This window comes from uncultured Paenalcaligenes sp., assembly GCF_947630565.1.
GTDB classification, from domain to species: domain Bacteria; phylum Pseudomonadota; class Gammaproteobacteria; order Burkholderiales; family Burkholderiaceae_B; genus Paenalcaligenes; species Paenalcaligenes faecalis.
Map to the genome: position 1 here is coordinate 26513 of NZ_CANRIC010000002.1, position 17905 is coordinate 44417.

Here is a 17905-nt window from a genome sequence, read left to right on the forward strand (position 1 = left end):
ACTTAGCCCCTGTCCATTCCCCCATTCTACTTTTGGTGACTTATATGACGACTTCTGATAATTTCTGGCACAAAAAGTTCGATCAGGAATCCTACTTTTACGGCACCCAACCGAACGACTTTTTACGACTTCACGCCCACCATATCCCTACTGGTGGTCGTGTGCTTTCCATTGGCGAAGGCGAAGGTAGAAATGCGGTCTATTTAGCCGAACAAGGCTATGAGGTCACGGCATTAGATGCCGCTCAATCCGGTTTAGATAAGGTTAAAAAGCTCGCAGATCAACGAGGTGTACAGGTAAAGACTCAACGTGTAGATCTAGAGGACTATGTCTTTGAGCCTGCGCAATGGGAGGGGATTGTGAGTATATTTTGTCATTTACCAGCGCTATTACGCCAGCATGTGCATGCTCAGATTGGTCAATCCCTAAACACTAACGGCGTATTTTTACTTGAGGCCTACCGCCCAAAACAGCTTGAATTTAAAACGGGGGGCCCTAGCCATTCCGCTTTGCTTTACGAGGCAGCCATACTACAAGAAGAGCTATCAGGATTACACTTTGAGCTATTACAAGAAATAGAGCGCTCGATATACGAAGGAGATGGACACCAAGGCATGTCTGCTGTAGTTCAAGTCCTAGCTCGCAAACGTAAAGGTGGCCCTTGGTAGGCAAAACGTGCATAGTTTTGTGCTAATTGAAAATGCACGGTGATGCTGTGCGCCAGAACTGAAATAACCCCATACCCAGCGGGCTCTAAACTGGAATCAGAGGCTCCCGTTTGAGTAAAGTGCAAATGGTGCTGATGACTAGCACCTGACACAGTAGCAAACGGAACCCCATGCCATATGCCAGCCGCTGGTCTATGCACATGCCCTGCAAACATATAAGCCACCTTATTGTCTTGTTTAATGAGCGCCATCACCTCTTCATGTTCTCGTAGCTTAATCCAATCCATACTTGGAAACTGCAAATCCATAATAGGGTGATGCGAAAATAACAAAATAGGCTTATGGCTGGTTGCTATTGCTTGGGATAGCCACTGCAATCGTTGTGCGCATAGCTCTCCCTCTGGTGAGCCTACTGACAAAGTATCTAAAAAAACTAAGGTATATAAATCCGTATCCACAATGCGCTGCACAAATCCATGGCTATCTACGGATTGATCGGGAAAGTAGGATCGAAAATGATGCCTATCATCATGATTACCTACTAAGAGCTGCACAGGCATTGGCAACTGCTGTAGTTTCTCCGCTAACACCTCGTAGGCCCCCACCTCGCCCTTATGCGTTAGGTCGCCTGTAATCACACAAAGATCTGCATCACCATGGTGCTGTAAAGCATGATCGATCAATTGCTGCAATTGTTGAGCAGGATTAAGACCAAATAGGCGCTGCCCTGCCGGTACTATATGCAAATCTGAAAAATGAAGAATTTTCATATACGTCTTTAACTTAACGAATACCTGCACGTAAAAATGCTTGGATGAAATGACGTTGAAACAATAAAAAACCTGTCAACAAAGGGGCCACGGTCATTAAAGTCGCCGCACTAATCAAAGCAATACTCACACCACTTTCAGGGGCACCAAATAATGATAAGCCGACTGTCAATGGACGAGTCTGATCAGAGCTACTAATCACTAATGGCCAGAGAAAGTTATTCCAGTGCGTAGAGACGGAGACCAAGGCATACGCCACATAAATAGGTTTAGCTAATGGCACATAGACTCGCCACAATACCTGCAGCCAGCTACAGCCCTCTACACGGGCAGCGTCCTCTAGTTCTCTAGGAATTTGCTTAAAATTTTGACGTAATAAAAAAACACCAAAAGCACTGGCCATATACGGCAAGGCCATCCCCCACACGCTATCCATCACGCCTAATCGAGAAACCATGGCGTAGTTTTCTACGATCAACACCTCTGGCAAAATAAAGAGTTGCAATAAAACCAAGCTAAAAAGTAGACCTCTACCCTTGAACTGAAAGCGCGCAAATGCAAACGCAGCAAACGTACATAATATAAACTGCCCGATTAAAATGACAGTGACTAAGACGACTGTATTAACAAAATACTGTAACCAGGGGGCACGCTGCCAAGCCGTAGCAAAATTCTCTAAAGACCACCCTCTTTCCCAGTCAAAATTCAATGCCGCCTCTGGCGTCCTAAAAGCCGCCCATGCAGCAAACAACAACGGCGCTATCCACAGCAAAGCCAGTACCCATGCGCCCACCTTATCTAAATAGGCTCCCCACTGGATGGGTCTTTTTAAGGCAATAACAGCAGGTCGTTGTTGTAATTCCGTACTTACCATTCCACTCATTATCATGACCCCTTATTGATAGTGAGCGCGACGCTCAATAAACCGAAACTGCAATACCGCAATAACAGCCAACAACACAATTAACAATACGGTCATCACTGCAGCACTCGGTCTATCCATATAGGCAAAGGCCATTTCCCAAATCCAATACAACACCAACTTAGAGGCATTATTAGGCCCCCCTTTGGTCAATATAAATAAGTGATCAATTAACTTAACAGAATTGATCAACGCATTAATCAAAATAAACAAAGTGGTTGGCATTAATAACGGCCACAGTATTCGCCGACCATACTGCCAACGTGATGCGCCCTCTATACGCGCAGCATCCCTTAAATCAGGCGCAACCCCCTGCAAGGCCGCCAGATAAAAAATCATAAAAAATCCGGCTTCTTTCCAAATAGTGACTGCGACTACCGCCCATAAGGCCGTGTCTGGCTGGCCTAGCCAGTTCGTACTCTCCATCCCAACCAAGGCCGTCAATCTATCCAGCACCCCTAACCCAGGCGTGTAAAAAAAGAGCCACAAGTTCGCTGCTGCGATCATTGGCAACATCGTTGGCGTAAAATAGGCACTACGCACCACAGACCTTAAGCGCATAGATTGATTCGCCCACAACGCCATCAATAGTGCTAAAACAATAGAGACAGGAATGGTCGTTATGGCATACCAAAAGTTATTACTTAATACCTGCCAGAACACGGGGTCAGCCAATAAATCCTGATAGTTATCCAGCCCCGTAAACTGAGGGGGACGGCGACTACTGCCTTTGGTCAAGAGACTGGCCCACACGGTTTGAAGCGTAGGAATGAAAGCAAACAAACTAATTAAAACAAGCAGAGGTGTCAGCATCATCCACGCATACATGCTCTGACGCCCCCTTATCCGTGATGAACCAGTCATAATTACTACTTATAAAATCCAAAAAACCTAAGGCATTATGTATTATTGATAATCGCGCAGTAAACGCTCGGCACCTTGCTGAGCTTCATCTAGCGCAGCCTGAGGTGTTTTGGTTTCTGTAATAGCGGCTTGTACGGCATTTGATAACAATTCACGTACACGCGCTGTTTCATACGTTGCAAACTCAGGCACCGCTACCTCTAGCTGATCTCTAGCCACTAGAGCCGGAGGAAAGCTTTGACCATATTTTTTCAGAGTCTCTGTTTCATAAGCGGCGGGACTTGTCGCCACATAACCAGTAGCAATAGACCAAGCTGCAGCACGTTCAGGAGCCGTCATCCAACGCATAAAATCCACTGCTGCTTGCTTTTGATCGTCAGAAGCCCCTTTAAAGAGATAAAAATTACCCCCTCCAGTAGGAGACGCAGGTTGTTTTTTACCTGGTAACATAGCCACGCCAAAATCAAAATTAGCTTCTTTTTTTACCGCAGTTAGATTACCTGTGGTGTGCCACATCATAGCGGTTTGACCTTGGACAAAGGCTTGACGCAAGGTTCCCCACTCAATCGTCCCTTTAGGACTGACCTGATGCTTAGTAGATAGCTCTTTGAAAAAAGTGAGGGCCTCTACGGCTTCTGGTGTATTTAAATAGGTTTTGGTACCTTCCTCGTTCATCAGCATTTGCCCATTCTGAATAGCTAAAGCCTGAAACATCCAGTAAGGGTAGCCAGTAGAAGGAATCATGATGCCGTACTGGTTGTCTTTGCTTAGTTTTTTAGCACTATCAACCAGCTCATCCCAAGTAGTCGGTGCTTTTTCTGGGTCTAAACCGGCGGCCTTAAAAGCATCTTTGTTGTAATACATAACGATGGTAGAGCGTTGAAAGGGAATACCCCAGACCTTACCCTGAATCGTGCCATTCGCCATTAAAGCCGGATAAAAGCTCGTTAGCCATGCTTTTTCTGCTTCGCTTTTTGTCACATCACTAAACGACTCAACCAGTCCTTGCTCAACTAAATCATGGGCATCCAAAGCCCCTAATACAGATAGCTGCACTGATTCGCCACCACGAATGGCAGACAAAGCTCGCACTCGCGTTTCATCATAGTTACCGGAATACACGGCTTTCACTGTGATATCAGGATTTTCTTTATGAAAATCCTGAATCATGCCATCGACTACCTCGGTGAGTGGGCCACCCACCGCAATCGGGTAGTACATCGTTAACTCTGTTTTTGCTGCAGCGCTGGCCGCATAAGCCATCATTAGCGCGCACGAAGACGCATAGACTACTTTTTTTAACATCTCTTTCATCACTTATAAAAAAACAGAATACCGTTATGCGCACTGCGCAACGGCGGAAGGAAATCGAAACGCAGGAAGAGTCGTGGCATCATCTATGCGCAAACCATCTTCTGGCTGAAAAAAATGACTGTGTGATTTGTCCCAACACAAGCCAAGTAACTGACCTATGGCATATTTCTTTTTGGGATCAGAACGAACAATTAACGTGCGAGAATCAGGCAGCTGCACATAGACATACGACTCAGCTCCTTGAAATTCTTGCTGCAATACCTCAACCGTCAATAACGCAGGATGCGGAGTAATCAGCTGCAAATGCTCAGGACGCACACCTATGGTGCAATGCAGCATTGCGCTATTTTTTAGACCAGCCCATTGCGCCGTTGGCAACAGATGACTCTCTATTAGCATCATAGGCGGGCTACCAATGAAGCTAGCTGCAAACGTATTCGCTGGATAGGTATAAAGCTGTTGTGCTGTACCTTGCTGCGCAATACGTCCTTGATTCAACAGTACGACCTTATCCGCCATTCCTAAGGCTTCTGTCTGATCATGCGTTACATAAACCACTGTCATACCTAGACGTTGCTGCAATGCTCTAATTTCATGTCGAACACTATGGCGTAATTTTGCATCCAAGTTCGACAAAGGCTCATCCATTAAGCAAATGTCATGGCCGGAAACAATACTACGAGCCAATGCAACACGTTGACGCTGTCCACCAGAGAGTTCCCCTGGTTTTCTATCTTCAAAACCTACCAAGTTAGTCAACTGCAATGCTTGGGCTAAACGCTGATCACGCTCGTGCTTATTCACTTTACGCACCGTTAACCCAAAGACAATATTTTGGGCCACCGATAAATGTGGAAATAGCGCGTAGGATTGAAAAACCATAGACAAATGACGCTCAGCCGGCAAGGCATGGGTAGCATCTACCCCTTTGATCTCAATGCTGCCTTGATCAACGCTTTCTAACCCTGCAATCATGCGCAACAAGGTTGACTTACCGCAACCTGATGGACCTAATAAAGCCGTTAACTGGCCTCGCATAATGTCCAAATCCAAGGCTTCAATCACAGTATGATCGCCCCAGGATTTATGTATATTTTGCAAACGTATTGCTGCTTGTTCGCTCACAGCGCATCCTTTTTCACTATCCTTAGCTCTCTAAGGGGTATGGAATAAAGACACAGTGTAAAAATATGAAGTGACAGGTTTGTTAAACCCACATGAAGAGAATATGACACCCCCACCCGTGGCGGGGTTTGCTTGGCTTAACACGCGTAGAGACTACGTTTTTTAGTGATAAAAAAAACCGCTTTGATATTGCATCAAAGCGGCATAAGCAACACAAGAGGGAGACTTACTTGGTTTTAATTCGCTGTTCAACTTGCTGACGTAAAGTGGGGTCCTGTTGAATCGCTAAACTAATACCATTATATTGGTCAACGCTTAGCCCACTTTTCTCTACGACTGCCACCATTTTCCCATCTGCTTCGCGCATAATATTCTGACGAGCCTGATCATCGGTAGCCGCCTCTAATTTGGGTTGATAGTCTGCCGCCACCACGGTTAGCTGTTGAGCGGCTGTCGCATACTGATCAAGTTGCTGATCTGAGGGCTCAATGATCTGTGGAGCTGGTGGTGCGGACGGTACAGGAGCCGTGCTTTGAGCATGAGCAATAGGGGCTGCTAATCCAAAACTAATGGCTGCAGCGGCGATAAATGCTTTCATATTCTGGGGCATTACTAGCCTCCTTTAATCGACATCAATGAGACTTCATCTTCAGTCAAAGCACGACGATCAGCAAGTTTCTTTGTGTTAGCGCCTGTGTCCTTTGCCCGAAATCCACATATAAAAATACCCGCACATCACGGCTAAGCCATTGATATGCGGGTATTTTCGTAATAGAAAATCCTGCTAGGATTTAATTACAGATTTACTCGGCTTTTTTGCCACCCGTGAAATCACGTGAACGTAGGATCTCTGGTTTTAAGAAATCTTTATGACCTACATTATCATGATCACCCAGAATTTTTCCTTCGTACTCTAGGCCGTACATTGAGTGTTTATGGAATGTGTCTAGGTATTTTTCACGTGTTTCTTTGGCATTGCCTGTATAACGAGGCTCTTGAGGACGCTCTTGGCTATCTACGTATTGAGCAATATCCCACGCATCTTGCTCAGACAGCGAATTAGGCTGACCTAAAGGCATGTTGTGTTTAGTAAAAGAAGCCAATGTGTATACACGAGCGATACCTGCACCCCAGTTATACGAATCATCCCCCCATAAAGCAGGGAAAATCACCTTATCACCGTCTACTTTACCTGCCCCATTTTCACCATGACAAACGGCACAGTTAGCTTGATAAGCGGCTTTACCACGAACTGCATCCGGCTTTTGCTCTGCATCTGCTAGGCGAGGGAAACCACGACCATAAAGTTTATCTTTAGGGAACATAGGTACGCCTGTAGCCAACCACTGATGGTAGAGCGACAACGCCAACATATCGTCACTGCCGTATTCTAGAGGTTTACCATTCATGGAGTAAGTAAAACAGCCCACAATGCGTTCTTCTAGGTTGTTAACGTGACCATTTTTACCCCGGTATGCGGGCAAATCCACCGCTGCAGGCCATACTGGCCCCGCAAAAGGGAGACGACCTTCGGCCATGTGACAGCTAGAACAGTTCATGTTGTTAAACACATTTGTGCCACGTAGCTGTTGTGTGTTCACAAACAAATCGTGCCCACGACGAATGGCTTCTTTCATTTTAGGATGTAAGTCAGACGCCTCTAGGTCTTCCATGGTAGGAGGAATATGTACGAACTCCTCATCTTTGGGTGCTGGAACCCCAGGAACCATAGCGCTGATTTTTTCGCGCTCTTCATCGGTGAGGTCTTTACCATATTTGGTAATTTGTGCATTCGCTGCTGCTGTGCCCAGTAAAAAGGCACCCGCAACAGCTACTGGCAATAATTTTTTAAACATCATTTTCATTACGTATCCCCTTACTCTTGGCCTTTAGCAGGCTGCGTAGCTAACCACGCAGAAACAGCCTCAATATCACGATCGTCCATGCGTTTGGCGATAACGGCCATCAAATTCTGAGGATCGTTTTTACGTGTTTCATTTTTCCAAGCCGTAATTTGCTGAGCAATGTAGCCTGGATGCTGGCCGGCTAAACCAGGGAAGGTCGCCCCATTACCCTGGTTGCCTACCCCATGACAGCTAGTACAGGCAACAATGTAACGGTCCCAATCCCCTTTAAGAGCCAGTTTCTCACCATGCTTTAATAAGGCTTCATCCACGGCAGGTGCGTCGGCTTTAGTAACAGGCAGGCTCGCGTAATAAGTAGCCACATCAACCATTTGCTCATCATTTAGCATGGTTGCAAATGCCAACATAGACGCATTATTACGTGAACCGTCTTTAAATGCCTTTAATTGGCTGACCATATAATCACGATCTAAGCCTGACAAACGAGGCCAGGACTCACCGCCAGGAATATTCATGCCACTGCCGTCGGCTTGGTGGCAGGCGATACAGGTGACGGCAGAGGTCTTGCCGCGCTCGATCGCCTCAGCGTCTAGCTCTGCGGCTACCGCTGTTGTCATGGCCGATGAAAGGCCTACCGCTGCCAGCACACCAGCAATCGGTAATCGAGAAAAAATATTACGAGTCATAATATAAACTCACAAAAGAGAGCTAAAAAACGCTAAATTGCGCCCTATATACAACTAAATTCTATATGGTTATTAGTAAATAACCAAATACTACTATTAGGATCTGTTTATTCTTAATATTCATCAAAAACAATCATGCATAAGCCCTTGTTCTTATCCATTTCCCAATCGAAATATAGCTAACGCTATAACGATTTTAGCGCATAATGGCATGTTTTATCTTATTTGTTGCAAGTGATTTTTATGGCAAAAAGCACCGGACAATTCTCTACTTTTACAGCAGGTTTACTTGCTGTCATCATCAGTTATAGCAGCTCAATTGCGATTGTGCTGCAAGCCGCTAAAGCCGCTGGCGCCACTGAAGCTCAGATAGGCTCATGGATGCTGGCATTAGGGGTGGGGATAGGCATCAGCAGCATTATCCCCTCGCTGCTGACTCGCACGCCTGTACTGATGGCGTGGTCTACTCCCGGCGCAGCCCTGTTAGCAACGAGTCTAATGCAATACAACTATGCGCAATCAATTGCTGTCTTTATGTTTGCTTCGCTATTAATGACCTTAGTCGGTCTGAGCGGCTTGTTCTACCAATTTAGTCGTTGGATACCTGCGCATCTAGCAGCAGCGATGTTAGCGGGTATTTTGGTGCATTTTGGTATAGGACTATTTATTGCAGCAGAGGAAAGTTGGTCTTTAGTGCTGCTGATGCTAATTAGTTATTTTACAGTGCGTCATTTTAGTCCACGTTTAGCTGTGGTAATCACGTTGCTAATAGGTGTTGGTTTTTTATTTTTTCAAGACTCACTCTCTTTTAGTCATTTACGCTGGGGACTGACTGCCCCGATTTGGCAAACACCAGAGTGGAATCTAGGGGCCTTAATTGGCGTTGGTATTCCTTTATTTTTAGTCACCCTAAGCTCTCAAAACCTGCCTGGGGTCGCCGTCATGCAAACGTATGGTTATCAGCCGCCTATGTCTCCTATTATTGCAGGCTCTGGTTTGATGGGTGTTATCTTGGCTCCATTTGGTGGTTTTGCGTATAACCTCGCTGCTATTACTGCGGCTCTTTGCATGAGCCCTGAGTCTCATCCTGAGCCAGCTCAACGCTATAAGGCCGCTATCTATGCGGGACTTATCTATCTACTATGCGGTGTGTTTGGTGCGACCTTAATTAGTTTCTTTCTTGCCTTACCTCATGCGTTAATTGCAGCTATTTCCGGTATTGCATTAATAGGCACAATCAGTCAAAGCTTTGCCACTGCCTTTAATGAATCTAGTCATCGTGAAAGCGCTCTGTTTACCTTTTTAGCCACGGCCTCCGGTATCAGCCTATTTAATATAGGTAGTGCCTTTTGGGGTTTAGTGATTGGTTTAATCGTGCATCATTTACTGCAACTAAAAAAGACATCATGACATTCACTGTACACGCCTACAGAGGGCAGATTCTTTTCTTTGACCCCATCCTTTCTACCATACAACAGCCTAAGCCTATCTGGCACGAGGACGGTTTGCTAATCGTTGCTGATGGCCGGATTCAACATGTAGGAGACTATGAAACACTTTACCCCTCCCTGCCTCCTCACGTATTAGTACATGATTATCGAGGCAAGATTATTAGTCCAGGTTTTATTGATACGCATATTCATTATCCACAAACCGATATGATTGCCTCACCCGCTCCCGACTTATTGCCTTGGTTAGAAACTTATACGTTTCCTACCGAGTCAAACTTTCATGATCCACAACACGCCGATCAAGTGAGTCGCTTTTTTCTCAATGAGCTATTGCGTAACGGCACTACCACTGCCTTAGTGTATGGCAGCGTACACAAAAGCTCTGTGGAGAGCTTTTTTAACCAAAGTGCGCAGCGTAATATGCGTATGGTTGCGGGCAAAGTCTTAATGGATAGAAACTGCCCTGAGTATCTACAAGATACCGCCATCACAGGCGCACAAGACAGTGCTGATTTAATTGAGCGTTGGCATCATAAAGGGCGACAGCTTTATGCCCTCACCCCACGTTTTGCCCCTACTTCTAGCCCCAGTCAACTCCAAAGCTGCCAAGCCCTTGCCAATGCATACCCTGACATTTTCATTCAAACTCATGTAGCAGAAAGCCAAGCTGAAATTGCATGGGTTCATGAGCTATTTCCTTCGTATCGTAGCTACTTAGACATTTATGACCACTATGACCTGGTGCGGCCTCGGGCTGTCTATGGTCATGGTATTTATCTAGACCAACAAGATTGGCAACGTATAGCCCAAAGTGGGGCCAATATTTCTCACTGCCCAACCTCTAACTTATTTTTAGGCAGTGGCCTTTTTGATAGCCACCAAGCGCTTCACCATCAAGCCTCTTTTAGCCTAGGAACGGATGTGGGCGCAGGCACCTCCTTTTCTTTGCTAAAAACCATGGCAGCAGCCTATCAAATAGCGCGCTTAAAAAATCATTACCTTAACGCCTTTCAGTTGTTTTATTTAGTCACTGCTGGTGCTGCTCAGCAACTACAGCTAGAGATGGTCGGTTCATTTTCAATCGGTAATGAGGCTGACTTCATCATCATTGATGATACGGCTACCCCATTGCTCTCTAGACGACAGAATGGTGCCGCTAGCCTTGAGGAACGGCTATTTTCACTCATCACGTTAGGTGATGACCGCTGTATTCAAGCCACCTATATTGCCGGTCAATGCCAACATTTACGCTCCTAACCAGACAAAAAAAGCCCCATCTATTTTCATAAATGGGGCTTTGTACCGCCTATCAGCTATTAGCAGATAATGATTTACTTACCTTCGAGGAAAGACTTCAACTTATCTGCGCGGCTTGGGTGACGTAGCTTACGTAAGGCTTTGGCTTCGATTTGACGAATACGCTCACGCGTTACATCAAACTGCTTACCGACCTCTTCGAGTGTTTGGTCTGTACTCATTTCAATACCAAAACGCATACGCAATACTTTTGCTTCGCGCGGAGTCAACGAATCCAACACATCTTTCACCACATCACGCATTGAGCCATGTAAGGCTGAATCCGAGGGTGACACGGTATTGGTGTCCTCAATGAAATCGCCTAAGTGCGAATCATCATCATCACCAATCGGTGTTTCCATGGAAATCGGCTCTTTAGCGATTTTTAGGATTTTGCGTACTCGATCTTCGGGTAAGTCCATTTTTTGAGCCAAAGTCGCTGGATCTGGCTCTACGCCTGTTTCCTGCAAAATCTGACGATTGATACGATTCATCTTATTGATCGTTTCAATCATATGAACTGGAATACGAATCGTGCGAGCTTGGTCCGCAATAGAGCGAGTAATTGCCTGACGAATCCACCATGTTGCATAGGTAGAGAATTTGTAACCACGACGGTATTCAAATTTATCTACTGCTTTCATCAAACCGATATTACCCTCTTGGATTAAATCCAAGAACTGCAAACCACGGTTTGTGTATTTTTTAGCAATAGAAATAACCAAACGTAAGTTGGCTTCCGTCATATCACGCTTTGCTTTTCGAGCTTTGGCTTCGCCGGTTAGCATGCGCTTATTGGCCTCTTTGAGGTCCGTTAACGGCAACACCACACTCGCTTGGATTTCCAATAGTTTTTCTTGGATTTCCTGTACCGCAGGCACGAATCGCTCAAGCGTCTCTGCATACGATGGGTTAGAGGCCAATTCGTTGGTTACCCATTCTAAATTAGTCTCGTTACCAGGGAAGCTTTTGATAAAGTGGGAGCGCGGCATTTCGGCACGAGTCACACAGATCTGCAGAATTTCACGCTCTAGGGCACGCACCGCACCAACCTGCTCACGCATCGTATCGGCTAGTTTCTCTACCATTTTTGCGGTAAAGCGAATACCCATAAATTCATTCAAAATATTTTCTTTAGCTTGAATGTATCCAGGACTGCGGTAGCCTTCTGACTCAAAGGCCACACGCATCTTTTCAAACCACTCTTGAATGACATCGAATTTTTTAAGTGACTTAGTGCGTAGGTATTCTAGCTGTTTACTGCTCATACCACCGGCTGGACCTTCGTCGTCCTCATCCGTTACCCCTGAGCCAGCGTAGTCCTCTCCTTCATCATCAATTAGGCCATCCACCACGTCATCAATGCCCATGCTGCCTTCACGTACCTCGTTAATGTAGGCAAGCACCTCATTAACTGTGGTAGGACATGCTGCAATCGCCATGATCATGTGCTTCAAACCGTCTTCGATGCGTTTAGCAATCTCAATCTCGCCTTCGCGAGTTAATAGCTCTACTGTCCCCATTTCACGCATGTACATACGCACTGGGTCTGTAGTACGACCAAAGTCTGAGTCTACTGTGGTTAACGCGGCCTCGGCTTCATCGTCCACATCATCATCACTGGAAGCCAATGGCGCATTATCGCTCATGAGTAAGGTCTCAGCGTCGGGAGCTTGGTCGTAGACCATAATCCCCATATCACTGAAAGTACCAATAATACCGTCAATCGCCTCAGCGTCTACCAAATCATCAGGCAGGTGATCGTTGATCTCGCCATAGGTCAAGTATCCGCGCTCTTTACCCAACTTAATGAGGGCTTTAAGGCGATTACGACGGGCTTCTTGTTCCTCGGGTGTTAACTGACCACGGCCACCAAACACATCACGAGCACCACCACGTTTACTGCCTTTTTTTACGGGCTTTAAGTCTGGGATGACCTCGTCACCATCTTCGATATGATCGTCATCATCAAAGGCAGATGTTTTAGCTGGTCGACCACGGCGCCCTGCAGGAGCTGCTGGCGCTGCGGGGGCTGCTTTTTTAGCGGCCTTTTTGGCAACTGCTTTTTTAGCCACCGCCTTTTTAACAGCTTTTTTGGCTGCCTTTTTAGCTGGAGCTGGGCTGTCTTCATCCACGTCAATATCTGCAGCCAGCACGTCTTCCACGACTTTTTTCGTCGCTACTTTTTTAGCCACTGCTTTTTTGACTGCCTTTTTCACCGCTTTTTTAGCCGCTTTTTTGGCTGGCGCAGGCGCACCCAATGTCGCGTCGACGTTAACAGAAGTGCTATCGTCATCCGAAGATGCCGCCATAGTCACAGTGCGAATCGTCGAGTTATTGCCAGTCGATTGAGTCATATTGAATCCCATTGACGCAAAACACCATAACGGTGTGAATATAGATAAATGCAAATGCAACTGCACCAAAGGTAAAATAAGCGAACAAGTAGCTGTTGACTAAATAAGAATAAATCCTTGTGTAATCAAACAAGGCAATGGCAGTAACAACATGCATTTTGCCCACATTATTTTATGATAGCGATAGTGCCCTAAAGGCGAGTCGTATTTGCGATTCCTTAATAGGTTTTGCATCGGCTAGTTTAATCACCAGCAGCGATGCAATAAACGTACTATTTTACTGCAGTTAAGACAATGGCGCAGTAAGCAACTGAGCCATTCTGCGTGACAAGTCTTGATAACGTTGCCGTGATGCCGCATCGGGCAATCCGGCAGCAATTAAATCAGATTGTTCCTGTTTAATCGCCTCAAGCTGTATTTTACGCAACGCATCATTCCATTCGCCCTTGGGATCGGGAAGATCGTCTTGCTGCAGTAGCTCTGAGGCTAGGCCTTGTAATACATGCGCTAAGTCAGAATCTGAATCAACCGCTTGGGTTAATGCCCCAATATGCTGAGCTTGGGTATCATTAGCCAAAGCAATTAAATCCTGTACTAAGACTAAGGTGGGGCTTTGTACAATAATTTCAAGCGCCTCATGGTCTAAGTCTTGAGCTAAATGCGGATATGCCGCTAACAATTTCAATAATCGTTTCGCAATTGGCGTCACCGTCCGTGCATTTTGTGGTGCACGCGTTCTTTTTTTCTTAGGGGCTGACTCGGGTTCATAATGCTCCATTGGTATGGATGCCATCTGCTCCCAAGCATCTGTAGACGGCATAGGAGCCGTATTAGCGTTAAAGCTATCAACGCTAGCTGAAGCCTGCTGAGAGTGAGTATGCACTGACTGAGCCTGCATCAAACGTAACTGCAGCTCATCCGGCGTTAGTCGCACCATTTGTGCAAACTCTTGCTCGATCTGCAAACTAAGCGTGCAATCAGGTAAAGCATGCAATAAAGGAATGGCTTCGTGCACACAGGCAGCCCGACCTTCGGCCTCGTCCATTGCATGCCTAGAGGAAAGCTCCTCCAACATAAAACGCGATAAAGGCGCTGAATTTTTGGCTTGCTCTCTGAATGCCTCTACCCCAAATTCACGCACATAAGAGTCTGGGTCATGCTCTGGGGGCAGAAATAAAAACCGCATAGAAACATCATCTCGTAATTGCGGTAAGCATGTGGTTAAGGCACGCCACGCTGCTCTACGGCCTGCGCCATCACCATCAAAACAAAAAACAATACGATCACTGGCTCGCATTAAATGCCGAATATGAAACTCTGTCGTTGCTGTACCCAATGTGGCAACGGCATTATTTAATCCAACGTCAGATAACGCCACCACATCCATATAGCCTTCTACAACCGTAACAAAGCCCTCGGTACGAATGCCCTGTCGGTTTTCCCATAAGCCGTACAATTCATGGCTTTTGGAAAATAACGGCGTCTCAGGTGAGTTCAGGTATTTAGGCTCGCCTTTGGCTATCAGACGCCCACCAAATCCAATCACATCCCCTTTACGGCTTCGTATAGGGAACATCACTCGCGAACGAAATCGGTCATAACGACGGCCGTCCTCAGACTCGACGACCAATCCTGACTCGACTAACAACGGATCTTGGTAATTCGGAAAAATACGGGCTAAGTCTTGACGATCTGCTTGTGACCAACCCAAACCAAAACGAGCAATAGTCTGCGCAGACAGGCCTCGCTGTTTAATATAATTTTGAGCAGGTTCGTAGTTTTTGAACTGACGCAGATAATGTTCCTGCGCCGTATCCAGAATTTGTTGATGAACAGAACGCTGTTCTTTACGCAACTGATCGTATTCACGTTGCTGTGGAGAGCGATTTGTTTCAGGTACTGTTAGACCGACCTCGCTCGATAATGAGCGTACGGCCTCGGGGAAAGTCGCCCCGGTATGTGCCATCAGAAAACTAATAGCGCTGCCATGTGCCCCACAACCAAAACAATGATAGAACTGTTTTGCAGGACTGACAGTAAAAGAAGGAGATTTTTCGTTATGAAAGGGACATAGGCCAATTAAATTGGCCCCACCCTTGCGTAACTGTACGTAGCGCCCTACGACATCTGCAACATCGACACGCGCTAGTAGTTCCTGAATATAGGATTCAGGTATCAATACAGACGCGGAGGCAATTGCTGGCTGCGAATACGTTTGTAATGACGTTTTACAGCAGCGGCGCGTTTGCGTTTGCGTTCAGCTGTTGGCTTTTCGTAGAATTCGCGTGAGCGCAATTCAGTTAATAGACCAGTTTTTTCGATGGTGCGCTTGAAGCGACGCATCGCGACCTCGAAAGGCTCGTTTTCTTTCAGGCGGACAGTAGACATGTACTTTGGAAGCCTTGCTTAAAAAAGGGTTAAAAACAGTTGTGTACGTGTAGCGTTAATCAACACATACACAATACGCAAAATATAAGGTTAGACGTTGATACTAGCATGATTTAGCGCCCAACGTCAAAACCAAACCGATTATTTAGTGCCTTTCCCTTTGCGAATCCATGCCTCTAACTGGTGAGGTCGAATGCTATCGTAGTCCTCAAAAGGCTGGTGAATCCAAGGATTAGTAGGCAGGTGATCAACAAAATAGTCCGGCTCAACTTGGGAGTGGCCTTTCCACCATAAAACACCAGTGCGTAGTTCGTTGATGGCAGGAAACTGTGTGCGCAAATGATCACGCACCCGTTTAAAGGTCATGCCAGTATCTACCATGTCGTCAATCAGCAACACATTGCCATCTAAGGTGCCACGTGTAATGGTAATAAACTGAGCAATGTCTAATGACCCCTGCTCTGTGCCAGCGGCCTCACGGTAACTACTGGTCGCCAAAATACCTAAAGGCACATCATAAATACGCGAAACCACATCACCCACGCGCATACCACCGCGGGCCAAGCAGACAATTTTGTCAAATTTCCAGCCTGACTCGTGAATTTGTAACGCCAGCTTTTCGATTAGTTCGTTGTATTGTTTCCAGTTAACCCATAGGTCACTGTCAGTATTTTGGGGCAGACTCATAGCCGATCCTAACTATTTATAAATGTGGTGCATAATCTTAAACCAAAATGCGCCTGCTAGGTAGCAATAACCCACAAACGCATAGAGCGGCCTATAGCCGCCCATCGTATTAGTTTAACAAAGCACATCCCTATTGAAAATATAATTAGTTATTATTTTGCTCACGTGACAAAAAAAGCGACCCAAAGGCCGCTTTTTTATTACGAGCTATTTACTTAGTAAATGGATCACGCAATACGATGGTCTCATTACGATCAGGACCTGTAGATACCATATCAATAGGTACCTCACATACCTCGGCGATACGCTCTAGGTAGCGACGCGCATTAACTGGCAATTTGTCGTACTCAGTGATACCAACGGTGGACTCAGTCCAGCCTGGCATTTCCTCAAGTACGGGTTCGGCTTCGGCCACCGCATGCGCACCATGAGGCAACACATCCAAGAACTCGCCTTTATAGCGATAGCCCACACCAATTTTAATGCTATCCAAACCATCAAGCACGTCTAATTTAGTGACACATAAACCCGAAATCCCATTGATCATGACGGAGCGTTTCATCGCGGCACCATCAAACCAACCACAGCGACGCGCACGACCCGTTACCGAGCCAAACTCTTTACCGACCTCGGCCAAACGTGTGCCGATTTCATCATGAAGCTCGGTAGGGAAAGGGCCTGATCCCACACGAGTGGTATAGCATTTAGCAATACCCAATACGTAGCTCAGTTGCTGAGGACCAACACCAGCCCCCGCAGAAGCGGCACCAGCTAAACAGTTGCTGCTGGTCACAAAAGGATAAGTACCATGATCAATGTCTAACAAAGCACCCTGTGCACCCTCGAAAAGCAGCTTATGATCTGCTTTAAAAGCTTGGTATAGGTTGTTGCTGACGTCTGCAACCATAGGACGTAGTTCTTCGGCAAAACGAACGGCTTGCTCCATCACCACATCTGCAGAAACGGGCTCTGCATTTAAGTAATTCGTTAGAACAAAGTTGTGGTAATCCAACACTTCGTCTAACTTTTCTTTAAATAGATCCAAATCATATAGATCTTGTACACGCAAAGCACGACGAGCGACCTTATCCTCGTAGGCTGGCCCAATACCACGGCCTGTAGTACCAATTTTCTTATCGGGGCTTTTTTGAGCCTCACGCGCTTGGTCTATCGCAATGTGATAAGGCAAAATCAATGGACATGCCACTGAAATTTGCAAACGATCACGCACGTTTAAACCAGCAGCCTCAAGTTCTTTGATTTCAGAAAGCAAAGCCTCGGGCGAAAGCACCACGCCATTACCAATATAGCAAGTAACGTGATCATGCATGATGCCGGAGGGAATCAAACGCAAAACCGTTTTGTTACCGTTAATCCATAAGGTATGGCCTGCATTATGACCGCCTTGGAAGCGAACTACGCCCTGCGCAGATTCTGCTAGCCAATCGACGATCTTGCCTTTACCTTCGTCACCCCACTGGGTGCCGATCACCACAATGTTTTTGTTCATGT

17 protein-coding genes are annotated in these 17905 nt (G+C 46.1%); 3 read left to right on the forward strand and 14 right to left on the reverse strand.

Annotated elements, in window-relative coordinates:
- Positions 1-44 precede the first annotated feature (44 nt).
- Entirely contained in the window at positions 45-668 is a 624-nt protein-coding gene (locus Q0Z62_RS00820; protein ID WP_298050225.1) for a bifunctional 2-polyprenyl-6-hydroxyphenol methylase/3-demethylubiquinol 3-O-methyltransferase UbiG, read from the forward strand.
- Here the strand turns inward: Q0Z62_RS00820 and Q0Z62_RS00825 are convergent.
- From Q0Z62_RS00825 to Q0Z62_RS00860, 8 genes are all read right to left on the reverse strand, one after another.
- Positions 629-1438 carry a phosphodiesterase gene (locus Q0Z62_RS00825; RefSeq protein ID WP_298050226.1) on the reverse strand — a complete coding sequence of 270 codons (810 nt, stop codon included), beginning with the start codon at positions 1436-1438 and terminating at the stop codon, positions 629-631. The genes Q0Z62_RS00820 and Q0Z62_RS00825 overlap by 40 nt on opposite strands.
- A gap of 13 nt (positions 1439-1451) precedes the next feature.
- Positions 1452-2312, reverse strand: a complete 861-nt coding sequence (locus tag Q0Z62_RS00830) for a carbohydrate ABC transporter permease (RefSeq protein ID WP_298050245.1) — start codon at positions 2310-2312, stop codon at positions 1452-1454.
- 21 nt (positions 2313-2333) lie between these two features.
- Positions 2334-3224, reverse strand: a complete 891-nt coding sequence (locus Q0Z62_RS00835; RefSeq protein ID WP_269901741.1) for a sugar ABC transporter permease — start codon at positions 3222-3224, stop codon at positions 2334-2336.
- Between the two features lie 42 nt (positions 3225-3266).
- On the reverse strand, positions 3267-4529 hold the full coding sequence (locus Q0Z62_RS00840) for an ABC transporter substrate-binding protein (protein WP_269901740.1): 1263 nt from the start codon (positions 4527-4529) through the stop codon (positions 3267-3269).
- Positions 4530-4562: 33 nt separating this feature from the next.
- Positions 4563-5663: an ABC transporter ATP-binding protein gene (locus Q0Z62_RS00845; RefSeq protein WP_298050227.1), complete on the reverse strand. Its 1101-nt coding sequence runs from the start codon at positions 5661-5663 to the stop codon at positions 4563-4565.
- A gap of 226 nt (positions 5664-5889) precedes the next feature.
- On the reverse strand, positions 5890-6273 hold the full coding sequence (locus Q0Z62_RS00850; protein WP_298050228.1) for a DUF4168 domain-containing protein: 384 nt from the start codon (positions 6271-6273) through the stop codon (positions 5890-5892).
- Between the two features lie 193 nt (positions 6274-6466).
- Positions 6467-7528, reverse strand: coding sequence for a c-type cytochrome (locus tag Q0Z62_RS00855; protein WP_298050229.1), 1062 nt, complete (start codon positions 7526-7528; stop codon positions 6467-6469).
- Between the two features lie 11 nt (positions 7529-7539).
- The gene (locus Q0Z62_RS00860) at positions 7540-8214 is read right to left on the reverse strand and encodes a c-type cytochrome (RefSeq protein ID WP_269901736.1); all 675 of its coding nucleotides are present in this window, start codon (positions 8212-8214) and stop codon (positions 7540-7542) included.
- Positions 8215-8457: 243 nt separating this feature from the next.
- Here Q0Z62_RS00860 and Q0Z62_RS00865 point away from each other — a divergent pair, with 243 nt between their 5' ends.
- Together Q0Z62_RS00865 and guaD are read left to right on the forward strand one after the other, a co-directional pair.
- Positions 8458-9624 carry a benzoate/H(+) symporter BenE family transporter gene (locus Q0Z62_RS00865; protein ID WP_298050230.1) on the forward strand — a complete coding sequence of 389 codons (1167 nt, stop codon included), beginning with the start codon at positions 8458-8460 and terminating at the stop codon, positions 9622-9624.
- Entirely contained in the window at positions 9621-10922 is a 1302-nt protein-coding gene (gene guaD / locus Q0Z62_RS00870; RefSeq protein WP_298050231.1) for a guanine deaminase, read from the forward strand. Before Q0Z62_RS00865 ends, guaD begins: the two co-directional genes overlap by 4 nt.
- A gap of 74 nt (positions 10923-10996) precedes the next feature.
- Here the strand turns inward: guaD and rpoD are convergent, their stop codons facing one another.
- From rpoD to Q0Z62_RS00900, 6 genes are all read right to left on the reverse strand, one after another.
- Complete coding sequence (gene rpoD / locus Q0Z62_RS00875) at positions 10997-13318, reverse strand: RNA polymerase sigma factor RpoD (RefSeq protein WP_269901733.1); 2322 nt, start codon at positions 13316-13318, stop codon at positions 10997-10999.
- The gene (locus Q0Z62_RS00880) at positions 13296-13475 is read right to left on the reverse strand and encodes a hypothetical protein (protein ID WP_269901732.1); all 180 of its coding nucleotides are present in this window, start codon (positions 13473-13475) and stop codon (positions 13296-13298) included. Before Q0Z62_RS00880 ends, rpoD begins: the two co-directional genes overlap by 23 nt.
- 129 nt (positions 13476-13604) lie before the next feature.
- The gene (gene dnaG / locus Q0Z62_RS00885) at positions 13605-15497 is read right to left on the reverse strand and encodes a DNA primase (protein ID WP_269901731.1); all 1893 of its coding nucleotides are present in this window, start codon (positions 15495-15497) and stop codon (positions 13605-13607) included.
- Complete coding sequence (rpsU, locus tag Q0Z62_RS00890) at positions 15494-15706, reverse strand: 30S ribosomal protein S21 (RefSeq protein ID WP_269901730.1); 213 nt, start codon at positions 15704-15706, stop codon at positions 15494-15496. The genes dnaG and rpsU overlap by 4 nt, the downstream gene beginning before the upstream one ends.
- Positions 15707-15847: 141 nt before the next feature.
- A complete protein-coding gene (locus Q0Z62_RS00895) occupies positions 15848-16393 on the reverse strand; it encodes a phosphoribosyltransferase (RefSeq protein WP_269901729.1) in 546 nt (181 codons plus the stop codon).
- 211 nt (positions 16394-16604) lie between these two features.
- A complete protein-coding gene (locus Q0Z62_RS00900) occupies positions 16605-17903 on the reverse strand; it encodes an adenylosuccinate synthase (protein ID WP_269901727.1) in 1299 nt (432 codons plus the stop codon).
- Between the last annotated feature and the right edge of the window lie 2 nt (positions 17904-17905).